This is a genomic window from Aggregatibacter kilianii (assembly GCF_003129965.1).
GTDB lineage: Bacteria > Pseudomonadota > Gammaproteobacteria > Enterobacterales > Pasteurellaceae > Aggregatibacter > Aggregatibacter kilianii_A.
Genome location: NZ_NRCJ01000019.1, coordinates 1 through 20,697, shown reverse-complemented (window position 1 = coordinate 20,697; position 20,697 = coordinate 1). Strand labels below are relative to the sequence as shown.

General features: G+C 41.9%; 17 protein-coding genes, 1 rRNA gene and 1 pseudogene. 15 read left to right on the top strand and 4 right to left on the bottom strand.

The genetic code is table 11. The features are described 5' to 3' along the window. Positions 1–93 precede the first annotated feature (93 nt). The 9 genes from DK430_RS12050 to hflX all read left to right on the top strand — a co-directional run bounded on the left by DK430_RS12050 (position 94) and on the right by hflX (position 10,630). On the top strand, positions 94–1,719 hold the full coding sequence (locus tag DK430_RS12050; RefSeq protein WP_109079306.1) for a phosphoethanolamine transferase: 1,626 nt from the start codon (positions 94–96) through the stop codon (positions 1,717–1,719). A 25-nt stretch (positions 1,720–1,744) separates the two neighbouring features. Next, a complete protein-coding gene (locus DK430_RS12045) occupies positions 1,745–2,362 on the top strand; it encodes a fused MFS/spermidine synthase (protein WP_109079305.1) in 618 nt (205 codons plus the stop codon). Then, positions 2,349–3,869, top strand: a complete 1,521-nt coding sequence (locus DK430_RS12040; protein WP_109079304.1) for a fused MFS/spermidine synthase — start codon at positions 2,349–2,351, stop codon at positions 3,867–3,869. Before DK430_RS12045 ends, DK430_RS12040 begins: the two co-directional genes overlap by 14 nt. Positions 3,870–4,052: 183 nt before the next feature. Next, on the top strand, positions 4,053–4,547 hold the full coding sequence (gene tsaE, locus DK430_RS12035) for a tRNA (adenosine(37)-N6)-threonylcarbamoyltransferase complex ATPase subunit type 1 TsaE (RefSeq protein WP_109079303.1): 495 nt from the start codon (positions 4,053–4,055) through the stop codon (positions 4,545–4,547). After that, on the top strand, positions 4,544–6,013 hold the full coding sequence (locus tag DK430_RS12030) for an N-acetylmuramoyl-L-alanine amidase (RefSeq protein WP_109079302.1): 1,470 nt from the start codon (positions 4,544–4,546) through the stop codon (positions 6,011–6,013). Before tsaE ends, DK430_RS12030 begins: the two co-directional genes overlap by 4 nt. After that, entirely contained in the window at positions 6,013–7,866 is a 1,854-nt protein-coding gene (gene mutL, locus DK430_RS12025) for a DNA mismatch repair endonuclease MutL (protein ID WP_109079301.1), read from the top strand. Before DK430_RS12030 ends, mutL begins: the two co-directional genes overlap by 1 nt. Positions 7,867–7,868: 2 nt before the next feature. Then, the gene (gene miaA, locus DK430_RS12020; protein WP_109079300.1) at positions 7,869–8,813 is read left to right on the top strand and encodes a tRNA (adenosine(37)-N6)-dimethylallyltransferase MiaA; all 945 of its coding nucleotides are present in this window, start codon (positions 7,869–7,871) and stop codon (positions 8,811–8,813) included. A 123-nt stretch (positions 8,814–8,936) separates the two neighbouring features. Continuing rightward, positions 8,937–9,233 carry an RNA chaperone Hfq gene (gene hfq / locus DK430_RS12015; RefSeq protein ID WP_109079299.1) on the top strand — a complete coding sequence of 99 codons (297 nt, stop codon included), beginning with the start codon at positions 8,937–8,939 and terminating at the stop codon, positions 9,231–9,233. 14 nt (positions 9,234–9,247) lie between these two features. Beyond that, on the top strand, positions 9,248–10,630 hold the full coding sequence (gene hflX, locus DK430_RS12010) for a ribosome rescue GTPase HflX (RefSeq protein WP_109079298.1): 1,383 nt from the start codon (positions 9,248–9,250) through the stop codon (positions 10,628–10,630). Here the strand turns inward: hflX and DK430_RS12005 are convergent. The 3 genes and pseudogenes from DK430_RS12005 to DK430_RS11995 all read right to left on the bottom strand — a co-directional run bounded on the left by DK430_RS12005 (position 10,627) and on the right by DK430_RS11995 (position 14,183). Continuing rightward, positions 10,627–11,586 (bottom strand): annotated as a pseudogene (locus tag DK430_RS12005) (sigma 54-interacting transcriptional regulator). The gene hflX and the pseudogene DK430_RS12005 overlap by 4 nt on opposite strands. Positions 11,587–11,682: 96 nt before the next feature. After that, positions 11,683–12,762, bottom strand: coding sequence for a TIGR01620 family protein (locus DK430_RS12000; RefSeq protein WP_109079297.1), 1,080 nt, complete (start codon positions 12,760–12,762; stop codon positions 11,683–11,685). Between the two features lie 14 nt (positions 12,763–12,776). Further along, a complete protein-coding gene (locus DK430_RS11995; RefSeq protein WP_109079296.1) occupies positions 12,777–14,183 on the bottom strand; it encodes a YcjX family GTP-binding protein in 1,407 nt (468 codons plus the stop codon). A gap of 283 nt (positions 14,184–14,466) precedes the next feature. On the opposite strand from DK430_RS11995, the gene DK430_RS11990 reads away from it, so the two are divergent. The 6 genes from DK430_RS11990 to DK430_RS11965 all read left to right on the top strand — a co-directional run bounded on the left by DK430_RS11990 (position 14,467) and on the right by DK430_RS11965 (position 20,426). Next, a complete protein-coding gene (locus DK430_RS11990; protein WP_109079295.1) occupies positions 14,467–16,158 on the top strand; it encodes an ABC transporter substrate-binding protein in 1,692 nt (563 codons plus the stop codon). Beyond that, positions 16,158–17,123: an ABC transporter permease gene (locus DK430_RS11985; protein ID WP_109079294.1), complete on the top strand. Its 966-nt coding sequence runs from the start codon at positions 16,158–16,160 to the stop codon at positions 17,121–17,123. Before DK430_RS11990 ends, DK430_RS11985 begins: the two co-directional genes overlap by 1 nt. Then, positions 17,113–18,000 (top strand): ABC transporter permease subunit, encoded by an 888-nt coding sequence (locus DK430_RS11980; RefSeq protein WP_109079293.1) that lies wholly within the window; start codon positions 17,113–17,115, stop codon positions 17,998–18,000. The genes DK430_RS11985 and DK430_RS11980 overlap by 11 nt, the downstream gene beginning before the upstream one ends. A 7-nt stretch (positions 18,001–18,007) precedes the next feature. Beyond that, positions 18,008–19,060 (top strand): peptide ABC transporter ATP-binding protein, encoded by a 1,053-nt coding sequence (locus DK430_RS11975; protein WP_109079292.1) that lies wholly within the window; start codon positions 18,008–18,010, stop codon positions 19,058–19,060. A gap of 3 nt (positions 19,061–19,063) precedes the next feature. Beyond that, positions 19,064–19,891: a peptide ABC transporter ATP-binding protein gene (locus tag DK430_RS11970; protein ID WP_109079291.1), complete on the top strand. Its 828-nt coding sequence runs from the start codon at positions 19,064–19,066 to the stop codon at positions 19,889–19,891. Positions 19,892–19,991: 100 nt separating this feature from the next. Beyond that, entirely contained in the window at positions 19,992–20,426 is a 435-nt protein-coding gene (locus tag DK430_RS11965; protein WP_109079290.1) for a PNPOx family protein, read from the top strand. Between the two features lie 170 nt (positions 20,427–20,596). Here DK430_RS11965 and rrf read toward each other — a convergent pair. Then, positions 20,597–20,697, bottom strand: a 5S ribosomal RNA gene (gene rrf, locus DK430_RS11960); the annotation flags it as partial.

Genomic DNA, 20,697 nt, shown 5'->3' with positions numbered 1-20,697 from the left:
GATGCTATTGAGCCGAGAGGCTGTTGAGTATAAAATTTGCGCCGTTATTTTTCGTTGTGTGTTGCACTTAATTTTATACTTAAGAACCGATTTATGTTAAAAAAATTTCTTAGTTATCTGAATAGCCGAATCTTTTGGATTTGGCTTCTCTTTTTTTCATTTATTACACTTATCATCTCTCCTGAAAATAGTATTTACTATGGCATATTTTCCATATATATAATCTATTATTTAATTTTTTCACTAAACCAAAAAATATTTTGGATTTTCATCACTTTTGTCATCGTAACATTATCGCTTTATCAACCAATATATTTATCTTACGGAAGCTTAAATTCCGGCGTTGTGGCTGCGTTTTTTGAAACCAACCCTGCTGAATCTTTTGAATTTTTAGGTAAATTGAAATTTGATCAATTTTTACTACCTTTCATATTTATTTTATCCGGATATATTTTATATAGACTAAGATCACAGGCTATTCCTAAATTACCTTTATCTACCAAGGAAATTAAATATCAGAAAATATTAAAACTTACATTAACTGCTGTTGCTCTTCTAAGCATTGTTTGGATTCCGACAAAACATCATTTTGATTACATTTCAAAAGATCAAATAGATTCCCGCTGGACATTAGCAAATAGCCCGGTAAATTTAATCTCTTTTTATGCAAATATCATAGACAGTGTAAGTGATTATTATAATGACAAAAAAGATTTAGAGTTAGCAAAAGATATTCTTCCACCTTGGCATGTTATTTCCAGTCAACCCAAATATAAAAATTATGTATTAATCATTGGCGAAAGTGCCAGAAGAGATTATATGTCAACTTATGGCTTTAAATTACCTACAACGCCATTTTTAGATAAAACTAATGGATATATTAATGCCGGATATATTTCTGCAGCACCGGCAACATATCATTCATTATTAAATACATTACATTTCAAACCTAAAGATAAAGGCAAGAAAGATTATTCTTATAATATTATTACTTTAGCAAAAGCTGCCGGCATAAAAACTTTTTGGTTATCAAATCAAGGAAGTATTGGAAAATATGACACCTTAGCAAGCAGACTGGGGGCTGGTGCAGATTTTCATTATTTCACGAAGAAAGGCGGATTTATTACGAATAACACTGATGATTTTAAATTATTAGATGAGCTTAAAATAAGATTTAAAGAAAAAGATTACCGGGATGAAACAAAGTTATTTGTGATTCATTTAATGGGCTCTCATCGTAATTTCTGTCAACGTGTAACAAAAGAAGAAAGAAAGTATAAATTTATTAATGAAAGTCTCTCTTGTTATGTAAACAGTATTTTAAAAACCGACAAATTAATTGAAGATATTGTCACGCTATTAAAAAATCAAAATGAAACTTATTCATTAATTTATTTTTCAGATCATGGATTATCACATATAAACAAAGAAAATAAAAAAGATGTCGATCTAGATTTCGGTGAAGAATCAAAACAAAACTTTGAAGTACCTTTTATTAAACTATCCAGTGATGACACATCAAGAAATTTCGTCAATGTTAAAAGAAGTGCCTTTAACTTTATCTATGGTTATGCACAATGGCTAGGAATAAAAACGCAAGAATTAGACAAAGATTATGACTTTTTCTCAAATAAGGATGATAAAAATATTAAAGTCTTTAATTTTAAAGACAATATTCCTTATGAAACGTTAAAAAACGACACTATACCCAACTTTTAAATTATAACTTACATAGGATATTACAATGGATCAATATGGTGCTAAAACAGTAAGAACTGTATTTTTTATGTCTGGTTTTGCAGCTCTTATTTATCAAATAGCATGGCAAAGAATGTTATTTACCGCCTTTGGCGTAGATTTAGAATCAATTACCGTCATCATCGCTGTCTTTATGGCAGGTTTAGGCATAGGTGCCTATTTTGGTGGACGCATTGCGGATAAATTCCCTAGACATATCATTTTATTGTTTGCATTAACAGAAATAGGGATCGGTGCATTTGGTTTCTTAAGTCCAACATTAATTAGTCTAACCCAAGACTTATTCTTGCATTCATCTCTTGCTACTGTCGCTTTCTCTAACTTTATTTTATTGCTTTTCCCAACTTTTCTTATGGGAAGCACGCTTCCTTTATTAACACAATATTTAAACCAACATTTTGACAATATTGGAAATAATATCGGTTGGTTATATTTTACAAATACTTTAGGCGCTGCATTTGCTTGCATAGCAACCGGTTTTATTTTATTTAACCATTTTACGATTACACAAGTTATTTACTTAGCTGCAGTGATTAACTGTATTGTGGCTACAATTATTTTCTTCAAATATGGAAAAAAAGGAATGAATTATGACAATAACTAAAAAAGCAATCATATTATCCTTCTTAAGCGGTTTTCTAAGCTTAGGATTAGAAGTCATTTGGATTAGACTTTTTAGTTTTTATGGCATTACCTTGCCTCAAATATTTGCCTTAACATTGGCTTTATTTCTATTAGGAATTGCCTACGGTTCTTTAATTGGTAAACGCTTATGCCAATCAGGGAAAGGCAATATTCAGCATATTGGATATTCTTTTCTTCTATCTTCTATTTTTGACTGTTTAACAATTACAGCAATAATCACTTTCCCTACTGAAAAAATGTTAGGTATTTTTATAGTATCTATATTTATTACCGCATTATTACGAGGCATAGTATTTCCAATTGTACATCATTTAGGCGCAGAACAAAAGAAAACAGGTGCTGCAATTTCCAATGTTTATTTTTCAAATGTTTTAGGTTGTACAATTTCTCCTATATTAATCGGATTCTATCTCTTTGATATTTTTACTACGCAACAAACCTACTTGGTTATTATTGCTATTACATTAATTACAGCCGCATTCTGCATACAGGAAAAATGGTTGAAAAGTATCGCCGTTATTTTTACCGCCACTATCATAACAGTAACCTTTACGATGCCTGAAAAAATAATTCATGCATTAGCACAGAAAAAAGATGATGATGGAAGTTATTTAAAATTAGAAAAACTCATTGAAAACAAACATGGTTTCATTCAAGTTTATTTAGACAAAAACAATGATGAACTGGTTTTTGGTGGTAATGTTTATGACGGTATGCTAAATACAAATTTAAACCATAGTCATAACGGTATTGAAAGAGCTTACTTACTGCCTATTATCGCACCTCATGCAAAAAACATCTTAGTTATTGGTTTAAGCACGGCTTCTTGGACAAGAGTTTTAACCTCAATGCCTGAGCTTGAATCAATGACCGTGATTGAATTAAATCCGGGCTATCCTCAACTGGCAGGAATGTATCCGGAAATGGAAAAATTTCTACAAGATAAACGGGTTAATCTTATTACTGATGATGGTCGTCGTTGGTTAAACAGAAATCCGGAGAAAAAATTCGATTTTATTCTGATGAATACCACATTTCACTGGCGTAATTATGCCTCTAATTTGCTGAGTAAAGAATTTTTAGAATTAACAAAATCTCATTTAAATGAAAATGGCTTTATTTATTTCAATACTACCGGTTCATACGATGCTTACTATACATCCAAAGAAGTGTTCCCATATACTTACCAGTATATAAATATGTCATTAGCTTCACTAACGCCTATTACTACGCCGACCAAAGAGCAAATCATTGCGGGATTATCAAAATTAAAATGGGAAAAAGAAGTTCCCGTTTTTAACTCTCAAGAAGAATTGGAAAGTGGAGCGAATAATATTTTTAGTAAGCCTTTTATTCATTCTGAAAATATTCATTTCTCAGAATTAGGCAGAACACCGGAAATAATTACCGATGGCAATATGATTACGGAATATAAATACGGTTACTTTAATCAATCGTCTAACTAACGTTAATAAGGGGTTAATTTAACCCCTTTTTCCTATCTTATTAAACATTTAAAATTTTAACCGCACTTTTTAGATATATATCCAAATAATAAAGTTAGAAATCATCAATCTCCGGACTTCATACTATGTAATTCCCCCAAAGTGCGGTACAATTCCGCACTATTTTTTTAAACCGTAAACAACATGACTGATAGATTTAGCCAATACATTCCTGATGAAAACGCCATGTGTGCTTTTGGTGCAAAGCTTATTGAGGCGATTTACGCTGTTCCGAATGAGCAAGGCGTTGCGCTTTACTTGAACGGTGATCTTGGTGCAGGGAAAACCACCTTAAGCCGTGGCATGATTCAAGCTTTGGGTTATCAAAGCAAAGTAAAAAGCCCAACTTACACACTGGTGGAAGAATACAAATTCAGCGGCAAAACCGTTTATCATTTTGACTTGTATCGTCTTACCGATCCGGAAGAGTTGGAATTCATGGGTATTCGTGATTATTTTGCACCGAACACGCTCTGTTTGATTGAATGGGCGGAGAAAGGCGCTGGAATGCTTATGAAGGCGGATTTATTGGTTAATATCGCCTATGCAGACAATGCCCGTCATATTGAATTGGTCGCGCAATCACCAACCGGCAGACATATTATTGAACAATTAAACAAGCTTGATGTACCACAATGAAACTTGGCAATATCTTTAAATTTTTTCTTGTAAACGGTCTTTTTTGCTTTGCGACATTTGCTTTCGCCAATAACGCATGGACAATCGCCATTGATCCGGGGCACGGAGGGAAAGACCCGGGTGCCATCGGTCGCAATTTAAAAATTTATGAAAAAAACGTCACCCTTTCCATCGCCCGCGAATTAAAAGCCCTGCTGGACAAAGATCCGCGTTTTCATGCGGTATTAACCCGCAACGGCGATTACTACATTTCCGTGCCTGAACGTTCCGAAATCGCGCGCAAACATAAAGCCAATTATTTGGTTTCCATTCATGCGGATTCTTCCGAGACTCCGAATTTGCGCGGTGCATCCGTATGGGTACTGTCCAATCGTCGCGCCAATGACGAAATGGGACAATGGCTCGAAGATCATGAAAAACGTTCGGAACTTTTAGGCGGTGCAGGTAGCGTACTCGCTTCCCATAATGAAAAATATTTAGATCAAACGGTGTTGGATTTACAATTTGGGCATAGTCAACGGGTCGGTTATGAATTGGGTAGTATCGTGCTACGCCATTTTTCCCAAATCGCCTCGTTAAGTCGTCCTACTCCGCGCCATGCAAGTCTTGGTGTTTTGCGCTCACCGGACATTCCCTCTATTTTGGTAGAAACGGGCTTTTTATCCAACCAGGAAGAAGAACAGAAATTAAGTACACCTGCCTATCGCAAAAAAATTGCACACGCCATTTATAATGGTTTGGTGGAATATCGTCGTAAAAATTATAAAGATGAACCCAAAATTGAAACGGTAAAAACACCCGAAAAATCTACCGCACTTGAGATAAAAGACAGCGGCATTCGTCATAAAGTAAAATCCGGCGAAGGCTTAGGCAAACTGGCGGAAAAATATCATGTTAAAGCAGCGGACATCGTTGCGTTAAACAAATTAAAACGCAAAGAATTATGGGTGGGCGAAACCATTAAAATCCCAGATAACGGCAAAAATAACACAACCGACACCGCAGAAAAAACCGAAAAAAGCGTAACCAAAACGGCTCCAATAAAGGACAGCGGAACCCGCCATAAAGTGAAAAAAGGCGAAACCCTAAGCAAACTTGCCGCTAAATATAAGGTTTCTTCCAACGATATTCTTACGCTGAATAAATTAAAACGTAAAGAATTGCAGGTAGCTGAAACCATTAAAATTCCGGCGGTTGTCAAAGCGGAAGAATCGCCTAAAACAGATAAAAAAGCAGACAACAGCAAAAGCAACGATAAAAAATCACCGGGAAAAGGTAAGGCAGAAGTGAAACAGGCCGTGCCAACGTTCCATGTGGTGAAAAAAGATCAAACACTCTATGCCATTGCGCGCGAATACAATCTTTCGCCGAATACGTTGTTGAAATTAAACCCGCAGTTAAAAAATGGTAAAGTGTTGAGCGGACAGAAAATTCGACTGATTGAAGAAAAACACGGGAAGAAATAATGACCATACGTATTTTATCGCCACAATTAGCCAACCAAATTGCCGCCGGAGAAGTGGTCGAACGCCCCGCGTCGGTAGTGAAAGAATTGGTGGAAAACAGCTTGGACGCGGGTGCCGATAAAATTCAGATCGATATTGAAAACGGTGGCGCGGGGTTGATCCGCATTCGCGACAACGGCATCGGCATCGCCAAAGAGGAATTAGCCTTAGCTCTTGCCCGCCACGCCACCAGCAAAATTGTCGATCTTGCCGATTTGGAAGCCATTTTAAGCCTGGGATTTCGCGGAGAAGCCCTCGCCAGTATCAGTTCCGTCTCTCGATTAACACTCACTTCCCGTACTGCCGAACAAAGCGAAGCCTGGCAGGTTTACGCCCAAGGGCGCGACATGGAAACCACCATTCAGCCGGCATCTCATCCTGTGGGCACCACCGTTGAAGTAGCAAATTTATTTTTTAACACGCCCGCCCGACGCAAATTTTTGCGTTCCGAGAAAACCGAGTTTTCTCACATTGATGAGGTAATTCGCCGTATTGCTTTAGCCAAATTTAACATCGGCTTTACCCTCACGCATAACGGAAAAGTGCTCCGCCAGTATAAAAGTGCGGTTACGCCCGAGCAAAAATTAAAACGCGTCGCCACCATTTGCGGTGAGGATTTTATCCAAAATGCCCTACAAATCGACTGGAAACACGACGACCTGCATTTATCCGGCTGGGTGGCATTGCCGCACTTTCACCGCCCGCAGAACGATTTAAATTATTGCTATGTAAACGGGCGTATGGTGCGTGACAAAATCATTACCCATGCCATTCGTCAGGCTTATGCGGAATATTTAAGCAACGAGCAATACCCCGCATTTGTGTTGTTTATCGATCTCAATCCGAATGACGTGGACGTGAACGTGCATCCGACCAAACATGAAGTGCGTTTCCAGCAATCCCGCTTGGTACATGATTTTATCACCCAAGGAATTCTCAATGCGCTGGTGTCAGAGCAAATGCCGTTGAGTACCTCAGCAACGGAATATCAGGTCGAAGAACCTGCCGGATTGTGGGAAGTTTCAAGCCAGACCAAACCGAACCGCGCGGCGGCGGGGCAAAATATGTTTGCGCAACCGGTCAATTATTCCGCCAACACCTATTCCGGAAACAGAAATAGCGAACTGCAAAAACACCGCCAAAATCCACCGCACTTTTATGGCGAAAATGCCCCGCACGAACGAATCACGCCGAAAGTGCTGGATGCCTATAAGGCCTTATGGACGGATTCGACGCCACCAATGCAAACCACCGTTGCCGAAGTCGGTAAGCCGAAGACTAATTTCCTGCACGCGCTGGCGTTAATCAACAACGAAGCTTTATTATTACAGCAGGAACAGCATTTTTATTTGCTGTCATTAGCCCGTTTGCAACGCTTAAAACTGGAACTGAATCTAACCTTGGCGCCGACATCTCAGCCCTTGTTAATTCCGATTATTTTCCGTTTATCTGAAACACAATGGCAGGCATGGCTTCAGCAAAAAGTTTTTTTTGAACAAATCGGTTTCGCCTTCACAGAAGATTTAGCACAACGAAAAATCACCCTGCAAAAAGTATCGGCACATTTGCGTCAGCAAAACTTACAGCAATTGATTATTTCACCGTTAAATCAGCCGGTTGAAAATTTACCCGATTTTTTGACCGCACTTTTAGCGCCATTAGCATCGTCCCCCATCAGCGTACTTGCCGACGGGGTCAATTTATTGACCGAGACGGAACAATTATTGGCGAAACAACAAATTCGGCTTTCGGACTTGCTTGTAGAAATCGATTGGCAGCCTTATTTAACCCAATTAACGCAATCAGCCCGCTAACTATGCAATATTCCGAACACAAACCTTTGGCGATTTTTTTAATGGGCCCCACCGCTTCCGGAAAAACGGATTTGGCGATTCAGTTACGCCAACACCTGCCGGTGGAAGTCATTAGCGTAGATTCCGCCCTGATTTATCGAGGCATGGACATCGGCACGGCAAAACCGTCAAAAGCCGAATTAGCACTGGCGCCCCACCGTTTAATTGATATTTGCGATCCGGCGGAAAGTTATTCCGCCGCCAATTTCCGTGCTGATGCATTGCGTGAAATGCAGGATATTCATGCACAAGGCAAAATTCCACTCTTGGTGGGCGGCACGATGTTGTATTACAAAGCCTTATTGGAAGGATTATCCCCCTTACCGTCCGCCGATGAAAAAGTGCGGTCGGAAATTGAAGCAAAAGCAGCCGTTGTCGGCTGGGCGGAGTTACATCAGGCGCTCGGCAAAATCGACCCGATTTCCGCGCAACGCATTAATCCGAACGATTCACAGCGCATTAACCGCGCGTTAGAAGTATTCTATTTAACAGGTAAGACCTTAACGGAATTAACCGAACAAAAAGGCGACGCCTTGCCTTATGACATTCTGCAATTTGCCATCGCACCGGAACAACGCAATGTGCTACATCAACGCATTGAACAACGTTTTCATAAAATGATTGAACTTGGCTTTCAACAAGAGGTCGAAAAATTGTACCAACGCGCTGATTTGCACGAGAATTTGCCCTCTATTCGCTGTGTGGGGTATCGGCAAATGTGGGAATATTTGCGGGGTGACTATGGTCATGATGAAATGGTTTTTCGTGGTATCTGCGCCACCCGCCAATTAGCGAAACGCCAGATAACTTGGCTACGTGGTTGGAAATCACCGATTCAATGGCTGGACAGTTTACAACCTGCACAAGCACTTGAAACGGTGCTGATTTCACTTTCAAATAAAGCATAAAACACAGACTGCGCCTAGTGACTTTCTGTACGATTGTTGTTATATTGAATCTCGGAGGCCGTACAGCTTAGCTGTATTGTTTTTAATTAATAAAATTTTGTAGAAAATAGAAGGAAAGAAAAAATGGCAAAAGGACAATCTTTACAAGATCCTTACTTGAACGCATTACGTCGTGAACGCATTCCTGTTTCAATTTATTTAGTAAACGGCATCAAATTACAAGGGCAAATCGAATCATTCGATCAATTTGTGATTCTCCTGAAAAACACAGTTAATCAAATGGTTTATAAACACGCAATTTCTACTGTTGTACCTGCTCGCTCCGTGGCGCATCACAATGCGAACCAACAGCAGCAACATCAAGCGCAACAGCAAGAAACACCTTCTGCCGAAAACAATATTGAAGCGCAATCCGAATAATTAAGCTGAAAATATTGAACAATTTACCCGATAATGTAACTCAAAGTGCGGTGGATTCTTCGGAAATTTCCACCGCACTTTTTGTGTCTGAAAATCCCCCGATAAACGAAAATCGCGCCTTGAACAATGCCATTGTGGTGCATTGTTTTTTTGATTCGCAGAAAAATTTGGACGATTTAAACGAATTTCAACTGCTCGCCAAATCTGCCCAAGCGCATATTTTAACGGTCATCACCACCAGCCGCAGTTCACCGCAAGCCAAGTATTTTGTGGGACAGGGCAAGGCGGAAGAAATCGCCGATGCCGTGAAGCAATATCAAGCTGATTTAATTTTAGTCAACCACAGCCTAACGCCCGCACAAGCCCGCAATCTGGAAAGTTTATGTGATTGTCGTGTCGTGGATCGCAACGGTCTAATTTTAGATATTTTTGCGCAGCGCGCCCGTTCTCACGAAGGCAAATTGCAAGTGGAACTGGCACAGCTAAAACATCTCGCCACACGCTTGGTGCGCCGTAAAACCGGCTTGGATCAGCAAAAAGGTGCGGTGGGTCTGCGCGGTCCCGGTGAAACGCAGCTGGAAACCGATCGTCGCTTAATTAAAGTGCGCATTAGCCAGTTGCAAAGTCGCTTGGAGAAAGTCACCAAGCAACGCAATCAAAATCGCCAAACCCGCCAAAAAGCCGATATTCCGACCATTTCTCTGGTGGGTTACACCAACGCGGGCAAATCCACGCTGTTCAATTTGCTCACCGACGCTAATGTGTACGCGGCGGATCAACTCTTCGCCACCTTAGATCCCACATTGCGCCGACTGCATTTAAAAGATGTAGGCACGACCATCTTAGCGGACACCGTGGGCTTTCTGCGAGATTTGCCTCACGATTTAATTTCTGCCTTCAAATCCACCTTGCAGGAAACCACTGAAGCCTCACTCTTACTTCATGTCATTGACTGCGCCGATACGCGCAAGTTGGAAAATATTGAAGCGGTAAATCAGGTGCTGGAAGAAATCGGTGCGCAGGATGTGCCGAGACTCTTGGTTTATAACAAAATCGATCAACTGGAAAACGTCAAACCGCATATTGAATACGACGAAAAGCAGCAACCAAGTGCGGTCTATATTTCCGCTAATTCTGCCGAGGGGCTTGCGTTTTTACTGGACGCCATTCGGGCTCGTTTAACGGAACAGATTCTTCAATTACCGATTCGTTTGTCGCCGTCGGAAGGCAAAATCCGCCATGCGTTGTATGAGCTGAATTGTGTGGAAAAGGAAGAAATCAATGAACTTGGCGAGTTCTTGCTCAACATCCGCATTGAAAAAGTTGAATGGCTGAAACTCATGAAACGCTTTGCTACACTTGCGGCGTTCAACCCGATTCAGCCGGAAGAAGACTAGGATTTACCGATGCCATACTGGCGCAATTTATTGGCGATCGCCGTATGAGACACGCCTAAACGGGCGGCAAGTTTTCGCGAGCTGGGATATTGCGCATAAAACTTGGCTAACACCGCCGCTTCAAATCGCCCAACGATTTCTTCCAAAGTTGCGCCTTCCATGACAAAGTCATCAATCTTCTGTTCTGTAGCCATCGGCGGTTCCAAACCCAAATCGTCAATCCGCAAGTGATTTTCTTTGGCAAGGGAAACCGCGCGATACAGCGCATTATAAAGCTCTCGAATGTTGCCGAACCAAGGATATTGTTGTAGATAACGTAAAAAGTCGGCATCAAAGTGCGGTGCAAAAATCCCGAGTTTTTCACTGATTTCGCCGATAAACTGACGGGTCAGCGGCTCAATGTCTTCCGCACGTTCGCGCAACAAAGGCAAGTTCAGCGTCAACACATTTAACCGATGAAACAAATCGCTACGCATTTTGCCTTGTTCCACATAATGTTGTAGCGGCTGTTGCGTGGTGCAAATCACGCGCACATCGGCGTAATGTTCTTCTTCCTCGCCAACGCGACGAAAGGTGCCGTCACTCAAAAAGCGCAAAAGCTTCGCCTGCAAGGTCAGCGGCAACTCCTCCACCCCATCCAGCAACACCGTGCCGCCATCGGCATATTCAAAAAAACCGATAAATTCGCCGTCTTTATTGCGCCGTCCGAACATTTCCGTTTCCGCATCTTCTCCCGGAATGCCGGCGCAATTTACCGCAAGAAATTCTTTGTGTCGGCGCGTACTGAAATCATGACAGGCTTTGGCTATTACATCTTTTCCTGTACCCGTTTCGCCTTAAATGAGCAATGGCGCGTCCAACAAAGCAAATTTTTTCGCCTTTGCGATAATCTCCTGCATTCGCGGATTTTTGCTAACAATATGCGCAAAAGGATCGGTATTCGGGGAAGTGGTCATGAAAGCCTCATAAAAAAGTGGATTACGTGGGTAACAGCATAATAATACCGTTACAACCCAAAATCGCCAATTATTTTGGCAACTTTTATTTACAGTTTACACTTTGTCTTTCTGTTTCACCTTCAGGTTATCAAAAATGCTTGAACCTAGATGGCTGAGTAACTCTTTGTGAATATGAGACAAACGCGGCTTTTCATCGGTTTGAAATGCCAACGGACGGCAAAACTCCATGGCTTTAATGCCTAAACGGGCGGTCAACAAACCGACGCCGATACCTTGTGCCGCACGGGCGGAAAGTTTGGCGGTAAGATCTTGTGAAAGCCAGTTGACGCCAAGATCCTGAATCAATTCCGTGGCGCCGGCAAACGCCATATTCACCAACACCATGCGCAACAACCGAAGACGGCTGACATAGCCCAGCTCAATGCCATAAAGGCGAGCGATTTGGTTCACTAGACGAATATTGCGCCAAGCGATAAAAAACATATCCGCCAATGCTAACGGACTGATCGCCACCAACGCCGCCGATTCGGTGGTAGCTTTATTGATTAATTTTTTTGCTTGTTTATCAAAAGGCTGCAATACGTTTTGGCTGAACAAATGCAACACTTCAGGCGCCGAATAGGATTCATTCATTTGTTGACGCCATTGGCTCAAGCCGCTCTGCTGCGTTTCAAGTTTCATGAGCTTACCCATTTGTTCGCATAATTCGACAGCTTGTTGGTGGCTTGCCGTTGAAAATTCACCGTGAAAACCGACCGCACTTTTTAGCAATTCACGACTTTGATGTTGCATTTCACCCCGTTTGCGCAACTGCACCAAGCGTCGCCATTCAGCGATCATTGCCGAAATGCCGAGTAATACGGCTAAACATAACACCAAAGAAAAGGCGAAATAGATCCATTGATTTTGCTGCCAAGCATCCACCAGCCATTGCACGGATTGCGCCACGGTCGCCGTAAAAAATAACAGTGCCGTACTGATGAGCCCCCGTTTCCACCAACGGGGTTGAGGCTGAACGCTTTGTTCAAATTGCTGCTCAAACACTTCGCCTTCCAACGCCTCGTTGTCTGCTTCCGTATCCGGCATAGCCTGTTCTTCACGAAATTCCTGCTTGGCAATAAAGACTTCCTGCTGTTCAACATTCTCCTGTTGATTGAAAATCCTCTTCTCCATTCCGTTCACTCCTGCTATAACTTATCGCCCAACAAAAACTGCAACACCGCATCCATTCGTAAGTGCGGTATGTTTTCGCCCTGTTCTAAACGGCGCGGTTCAAACTGATCGAACTCAAATTTTCGGCTTTGCCAGAAATCCGCATTCGGCAATTTACTTGGCACACTGCCGGGATAAAGAGTCACTTTTTGCTGATCGCTGCTACGTACCCCCTGAATGGCTTTAAATTGGCGTCCATTTTGATTCACCAGCACTTGCTGCGTCGCCCGAATGGCAGCAATGGCGGTGTAATCGGTGACGATGTCGGCAAACTCCACATAACGCCCGCCTTCCTGCACCAACTGGCGCATCAGACTAACCAAATTGGCAAACTGATCGGTGGTGATATGATCCGCTTTGGTGGCGATAAACATCAATTTATCGATTTTCGGCGAAAAAAGGCGGTTGAGGAAACTGCGTTTGCCGTAATGAAAATTACGGAATAGCTGATGTAACGCCAATTGCATATCTTCAAAGGCTTCGCGGCTATGATTAAGCGGCGTTAAGCAATCCGCCAAAATTACCTGCCGATCGAAAGTGGAAAAATAATGCTGATAGAAATCTTTCACAATGTGCCGTCGATAATAATCGTAGCGTTTTTGTAGCACGGCAAAATAACTGTTTTCTTTCGCTTCTTTTTTTAATTGTTGCCATTGTGACTCGGTTAAATGCAATAAAGGGAAGAATTGCAATGCCGGCGCGCCTTCCAGCTCACCGGGTAACACAAATCGCCCCGGTTGGATAAAATGCAAACCGTGCTTTTTACATTGCCACAAATAATCGGTGTAATCTTTGGCAAGTTGCGCCAGCACATCTTCATCCGCAGGCGCCGTTAACGGCATATTTTTTGCCTTTTCCAGCCAATTTTGCGCCAGTTTTCGATGTGTCCCGTTGAGTTGTCGTTGCAACTCCTGCGACCATTGCTGAAAATCCAAATCCAGCAAAGGCAAATCCAACAGCCATTCGCCGGGGTAATCAAAAATGTCCAGATATAGTGTGCCTTTTTCCTTGATATGACGCAGCAGACCCGAACTGCGTTGATAACGAATTGCAAGGCGGGTTTCACTCACGCCTTTAGTAGATTGCGGCCAAACAGGCGGCTGTTGTGAAAGCATATTGAGGTTGCCTTCATAATCAAAACGGGGAACGGATAAATCCGTTTGAGGAATGCGTTTTACCGCAATAATGCCATGCCGACGCGCCCCGTCAAATAACGGAAGATGGCTGTTATCCACGCGGTTAATATGTAACAACTGATTAATCAAACTTGTAATAAATGCCGTTTTCCCGCTTCTACTCAGCCCTGTCACGGCAATCCGTAAGGTGCGATCTAACCCGCGATTAACCAGTTCGTTTAATTCTTTTTGCAGATGATTTAGCATAGCTTCCGTTCTTCGTATTAGCACAAATGAAGTCAATATTGCGGCATATTATACCGAAAAAATGAAGGTACGCTTAAGTTAACAAAAATAGAAGGAAAAGTGCGGTCATATAAAACAACATTTTTGAAGATTGGTTTGCCTGCAACTTTAAAAAGAATAGATCACTCCGTGATTTGTGAGGAATTTCTACGACAAATGTCGAGAACCGGCATATTCGCTAGAATATCCATGGAATATATCTTACAATTTGACATTCGTTTTTTAGAACTCGAATCCGTTTGTTATGTTGAATAAAAAATTTTTTACGTCGTTTTATTTGCTCACTTTTGTGGTGAATTCCGCAATGGCGGCGCCGCGTGTGCCGGAAGAACTGACGGACAACGGGTTAATTTACTGCACCAATGCTTCCGGCTTCTCTTTTAATCCGCAAACCGCCGATGCGGGCACCAGCATGAATGTGGTAACCGAGCAGATTTATAATAAACTTTTTGACATTTCCAACACCAGTGCGGTGCCGACGCCGGTGCTGGCGCAGTCCTACTCTCTTTCGCCTGACGGCAAGGTGATTACCATTCATTTACGCCGCGGCATTAAATTTCATCACACCGATTGGTTTAAACCGACCCGCGATTTTAATGCCGATGATGTGGTTTTTTCGCTAAATCGCGTATTGGGCTATGAAACCTATTTGCCGACGTTGGAACAAACCTCCGTTAGCTATAAAAATCCGCAATACCGCATTTTCCATGAGCAGGCGAAGAAGGTGCGCTTCCCTTATTTTGAAAGCATTAAACTGAATCAGAAAATCGAGTCAGTGAAAGCCCTGAATCCGCATACGGTAGAAATCACTTTATTCAAGCCGGACGCCTCTATTTTGTCTCATTTGGCAAGCCAATACGCCATTATTTTCTCGCAGGAATATGCGGTACAGCTCAATGCAGACGATAATTTAGTGCAGCTGGATACGTTGCCGGTGGGAACAGGTCCTTATAAGGTGAAAAATTATTTCCGCAATCAATATGTGCGGTTGGAAAAAAACAAAGATTATTGGAAAAAAGACGCTAAAATCAATGACATTATTATCGATTTATCCACCGATCGTACCGGTCGCTTAATTAAGTTCTTTAATGGTGAATGCCAGATTGCGTCTTATCCGGAAGTAAGTCAGTTAGGTTTATTGCGGGAAAATGACGAGCGTTATTATATCAAAAGCGTTGAAGGCATGAATTTGGCTTACTTGGCGTTTAATTTCCAAAAAACCGCAATGCAGGATGCACATTTGCGCCGTGCCATTGCGCAAGCGATTGATCGTCAAAGAATTATCCGAACCATTTATCACAATACCGCCACGGTGGCGAATAATATCATTCCGAATATTTCTTGGGCGTCCAGTGTGAATACCCCTGACTTTGCTTATGATTACAGCCCGCAACAGGCAAAAAAAATATTGCAGGATAAGCGTTTAAACTTGAGTATGTGGGTGATTAATGAAGAGCAGGTCTATAATCCCGCACCGTTAAAAACGGCGGAGCTTATTAAGGCGGATTTAGCCAAAGCGGGCGTTGAAGTCAATATCCGTTCGGTAACACGTACCTTTTTAATTGAGCAGTTACATAAAAAATCCGAAGATTACGACATGATTCTAACCGGCTGGCTTGGGGGAAACTTGGATCCGGACAGTTTTATGCGCCCGATTTTAAGTTGCAGCACGTCAAACGAAATTACCAATTTATCCAACTGGTGCAGCGAAAAATTTGATCAAATTATGGATGAGGCGTTAGACACCTCAAATCAGCGCATACGTTCCGCTGCGTATAACCAAGCGCAGGAATTGATTTTATCGGAGCTTCCGATTATCCCGATTGCCAATGTGAAACGGGTGTTGGTTGCCGGATCAAGAGTTCAAAATATTGATATGAGCCCTTTCGGTAGTCTTAACTTTTCAACCTTATCCCTACGAAAAGGACACAAATAATGTTTAATTCACTGATTCGACAATGTGTTTTTCTCGTGCTGACATCCGTTATTCTGACATTAATCAGCTATGTTATTTTAATGCAGGAGCCATTAAATGCCGAGCTGGCAACACCGCACTTTTACAATGGTTACTTTAATTATTTGGCGAACTTGATGCGTGGTGATTTGGGCGTCAGTTATAACGGCGGACAGTTGCTAAAATCAACGATTTTTACCGTTTTACCGCCGACTCTTGAATTATGTTTTTGTGCCATTTTATTGGCAGTATTATTCGGGATTCCGCTCGGTTTATTAGGGGCGATTTATCAAACACATTTCATCGGGAAAATCACCCGCACTTTGTCCTCCATGGGCTTAGCCATGCCGGTGTTCTGGATTGCACCGATTTTATTGTATGCTTCGGCGATTAATAACTGGGAAATCGCCGCTATCGGACAATATAATTTATTGTATGAAATTAAGCCGATAACGGGGTTTCCAATCATTGACGTATGGTTTGTCGATGCGCCTTATCGCCTCAAAATCATTCAAAACGTGTTGCAGCATTTGGCATTGCCTACGCTGGTTTTGACGATCCTGCCGACAATGGAAATCGTGCGTTTAATCCAACAACGGGCGGAATACGTTTTTGCGCAAAATTATGTGAAAGTCGCTTCAACCCGAGGCTGGTCAAAATTTAAAGTGTTGCATAAATACGTTTTACGCAACACCTTGCCGCTACTGATTCCGCAAATGACCCGTTTATTTACGCTAGTGATAACGCAATGTATGTTGGTTGAAAACACGCTCAGTTGGCCGGGCATCGGTCGCTGGCTGATTGATGCGGTCACTCAGCAGGATTATAACGCCATTTCGGCAGGTATTATTACCATCGGTATTTGCATTATTTTCGTTAAATTATTATCCGAAAGCCTAATCTTCATTTTGGATCCGTTAAACAAGAAGGGTTGGTATGCAAGATAGAGAACCGGAAAATTTTCGCGAAACGACAACATTAGCCCATATTTGGCAATTATTTCGCCAAGATCGCGTCGCCTTATTCAGCTTCTATGCATTTTTGCTGTTAATTTTGACCGCACTTTTTAGCCCGCTGCTTGCGCCCTATCCAAGCGAAATGCAATTTGTCGGCAAGGAGCTAACCCCGCCTTCTTGGGCAGGTGAAGGGCAAATCGCTTACTTCTTCGGCACCGATGATATCGGGCGTGATGTGTTTAGCCGCATACTTATCGGCACCAGCTATACCGTCGGTGCGGCAATTATTGTTGCTATGATTACCGCACTGATTGGCGGTAGTTTAGGTATTTTAGCGGGAATGTCGCAAGGCGTTAAATCTCGGGTTCTAGGGCATTTTCTCGATGCATTTTTGACCATTCCCGTGCTTTTGGTGGCGATTATTATTACCACGTTAATGGAACCAAGCCTGATTAACGCCATGTTAGCAATCAGCCTCGCACTGCTGCCTTATTTTGTACACGAGATTTACCTTAGCATTCAGCAGGAATTAAAGAAGGAATACGTTCTTATGTTGCGTTTGGACGGTATTTCAAATTGGCTTTTATTAAAAGAGACTATTTTGCCGAACATCGCTACCCGCTATATTCAGGAAATATCCCGCGCCTTTAACATCGCCATTCTTGACATCAGTGCCTTAAGTTTTATCGCCTTGGGGGCGCAACGTCCCGCACCGGAATGGGGTGCCATGATTAAAGATTCGTTAGAACTGATTTACCTCGCCCCTTGGACGGTCATCTTGCCCGGGTTGGCAATTATCATCAGCGTCTTGATCAGCTTAATTTTCACCAACGGGCTCTGCAAAGCCATTGATAAATATTATGAGTAGGTAAGAAATGGCTTTATTGGATATTCGCAACTTACGCATTGATATCAAAACCCCGGCGGGGCTTATTCGCATCGTCGATAACGTGAGTTTAACCTTAAACGAAGGGGAAATTTGCGGCTTAGTGGGGGAATCCGGCTCCGGTAAAAGTTTAATCGCCAAAGTGATTTGCAATGCCTTCAAAGATTCCTGGATTGTCAGTGCAGATCGCTTTCGTTTTAATGACATTGAATTGCTCAAGCTGACGCCGACGCAACGGCGAAAAATTGTCGGTAAAGAAATTTCCATGGTATTTCAGGATCCGCTCACTTGCCTTGATCCGAGCCAGAAAATCGGTAAACAACTGATTGAAAGCATTCCGAACTGGACGTTTAAAGGTCACTGGTGGCAACGTTTATTGAATTGGAAAAAACGTCGTGCAATTGAATTGTTACATCGTGTAGGTATCAAAGAGCATAAAGACATCATGCGTAGCTATCCCCATGAACTGACGGAGGGGGAAGGACAAAAAGTGATGGTTGCCATCGCCGTAGCAAACCAACCGCGCCTGCTTATCGCTGATGAACCCGCGAACTCCGTAGAGTCCATTACAAGGGTGCAAATATTCCGTTTGCTTTCCAGCATGAACCAAAATCAGGGAACATCGATTTTACTTGCCAGCAATGATATTAACAGTATCAGCGAATGGTGCGATTCGTTCATTGTGCTCTACTGCGGACAAAATGCAGAATCGGGTCCAAAAGAAAATATTCTGGAAAACCCGCATCATCCTTATACCCAAGCGCTGTTGCATTCCATCCCGGATTTTACCCAACCGCTACCGTTCAAAGGTTATTTAGGCACATTGAAAGGTTCAGTTCCCTTACTGGAACACATGCCGATTGGCTGTCGCCTTGGACCGCGTTGCCCATTTGCACAAAAGAAATGTATTGTAAAACCGACCGCACTTCGTGTTAAACAGCACGAGTTTTACTGTCATTTCCCAATAAATCTGCGGGAAAAGAAAATTAAAGAAAAAGAGCTGATTCAACCGCTCACGCTAAGCACAGATAAACAGGAATAAAGCATGCCGTTATTACAAGTAGAAGATTTAACGAAATCCTTTAAAGACAGTTTCGGCGTTTTTAGTACCGGGCATTTTCATGCAGTGGAACAAATCAGTTTTAGCCTTGAATCCGGGAAAACCATGGCAATTATCGGGCGAAACGGTTCAGGAAAATCAACCTTGGCTAAAATGATCGTTGGTATAACCAAACCTACCTCAGGCAGAATTTTGTTTAAGGACAATCCTCTCACATTCGGCGACTATCATTATCGTGCCAAACATATTCGCATGGTATTCCAAGATCCGAATACAGCCTTTAATCCTCGCTTAAATGTAGGACAAGTGCTGGACGCACCTCTACTTCTTACAACACAATTTAATGAGCAACAACGCAATCAGAAAATTTTTGATATTTTAAAACTTGTAGGAATGCACCCTGAACATACCAATATAAAAATAAATACTCTTTCCGTTAGCCAAAAACAGCGTATTGCCCTTGCCCGCGCCTTGATTTTGAATCCCGAAGTGATCATTATTGACGATGCGCTCGGCTCATTGGACGCCACGGTCAAAACACAGTTAACCAATCTAATGCTAGAACTGCAGGAAAAATTAAAGTTGGCTTATATTTATGTCGGACAAAATCTTGGCATTATCAAACACGTTGCCGATGATGTTCTAGTAATGGAAGATGGGAAGATGATTGAATACGGTAGCACGCATTCACTATTTACCTCGCCTAAAACCGATGTCACCAAACGCCTCGTTGAAAGTCACTTCGGTAAAATTTTAGATCATGCCTCTTGGGAAGATGAGTATTTCTATAATAAAGTGCGGTCAAAAATTTAAGCGTTTTTATCCTTCCACCACTTCACAAATCTAAATTTTAATTCCATTTACCCGACTAAAACACTATACTATTTTCTTTTTCAACTACCGGAATTCCAGTATGAATCCTTTACCAAAACAAATAAGAGAATGCCTGAAAGAGAAATCTATTGTAAGTATTAGTGCGCATAGCCAAGATGACTTTTGGGCGGCAAATTGTTTTTACGCTTTTGACGAAGAGCAAGTTCGCTTGATTATCATGACCAAGACATCAACAAGACACGGGCAAATAATGTTACAAAACGCTCATGTTGTCGGCACCATCGTAGAACAAACGAAAAAAGTTACTGAGATGGAAGGTGTTCAGTTTTCCGGCATAGCCCATTTGTTAGAAAGTAAAGATGAACGTAAACAAGCAATGAGTTTATATGTCAAGAAACAACCTTTAGCCAAATTAATGAGCAATGATATTTGGGAGATTTATCTCACCGAAATTAAACATTCCTCTAACAAATTGGTCTTTGCCGGGAAAACGTACTGGGTTAGAAAAGAATAAAACATCTTAAAAACGGACCGCACTTTTATTCACTTAAGTGCGGTTTTTTCTTACGTGTTGTCCTTATTTTTACGCTGTTTATCATACCTTTTATTTAATCTAAAAACCCTATGCCTAAAAAACCAAAAACCCCCGACGTGTTTCCACATCAGGGGTTGCTTTTCAATTAGGCTTGGCGGTGACCTACTCTCACATGGGGATACCCCACACTACCATCGGCATTACGGCGTTTCACTTCTGAGTTCGGTATGGAGTCAGGTGGGCCCACCGC

Coding starts and splice junctions, on each gene's coding strand:
- DK430_RS12050 (WP_109079306.1), top strand. CDS start 94: ATGTTAAAAAAATTTCTTAGTTATCTGAATAGCCGAATCTTTTGGATT.
- DK430_RS12045 (WP_109079305.1), top strand. CDS start 1,745: ATGGATCAATATGGTGCTAAAACAGTAAGAACTGTATTTTTTATGTCT.
- DK430_RS12040 (WP_109079304.1), top strand. CDS start 2,349: ATGACAATAACTAAAAAAGCAATCATATTATCCTTCTTAAGCGGTTTT.
- tsaE (WP_109079303.1), top strand. CDS start 4,053: ATGACTGATAGATTTAGCCAATACATTCCTGATGAAAACGCCATGTGT.
- DK430_RS12030 (WP_109079302.1), top strand. CDS start 4,544: ATGAAACTTGGCAATATCTTTAAATTTTTTCTTGTAAACGGTCTTTTT.
- mutL (WP_109079301.1), top strand. CDS start 6,013: ATGACCATACGTATTTTATCGCCACAATTAGCCAACCAAATTGCCGCC.
- miaA (WP_109079300.1), top strand. CDS start 7,869: ATGCAATATTCCGAACACAAACCTTTGGCGATTTTTTTAATGGGCCCC.
- hfq (WP_109079299.1), top strand. CDS start 8,937: ATGGCAAAAGGACAATCTTTACAAGATCCTTACTTGAACGCATTACGT.
- DK430_RS12000 (WP_109079297.1), bottom strand. CDS start 12,762: ATGGAGAAGAGGATTTTCAATCAACAGGAGAATGTTGAACAGCAGGAA.
- DK430_RS11995 (WP_109079296.1), bottom strand. CDS start 14,183: ATGCTAAATCATCTGCAAAAAGAATTAAACGAACTGGTTAATCGCGGG.
- DK430_RS11990 (WP_109079295.1), top strand. CDS start 14,467: ATGTTGAATAAAAAATTTTTTACGTCGTTTTATTTGCTCACTTTTGTG.
- DK430_RS11985 (WP_109079294.1), top strand. CDS start 16,158: ATGTTTAATTCACTGATTCGACAATGTGTTTTTCTCGTGCTGACATCC.
- DK430_RS11980 (WP_109079293.1), top strand. CDS start 17,113: ATGCAAGATAGAGAACCGGAAAATTTTCGCGAAACGACAACATTAGCC.
- DK430_RS11975 (WP_109079292.1), top strand. CDS start 18,008: ATGGCTTTATTGGATATTCGCAACTTACGCATTGATATCAAAACCCCG.
- DK430_RS11970 (WP_109079291.1), top strand. CDS start 19,064: ATGCCGTTATTACAAGTAGAAGATTTAACGAAATCCTTTAAAGACAGT.
- DK430_RS11965 (WP_109079290.1), top strand. CDS start 19,992: ATGAATCCTTTACCAAAACAAATAAGAGAATGCCTGAAAGAGAAATCT.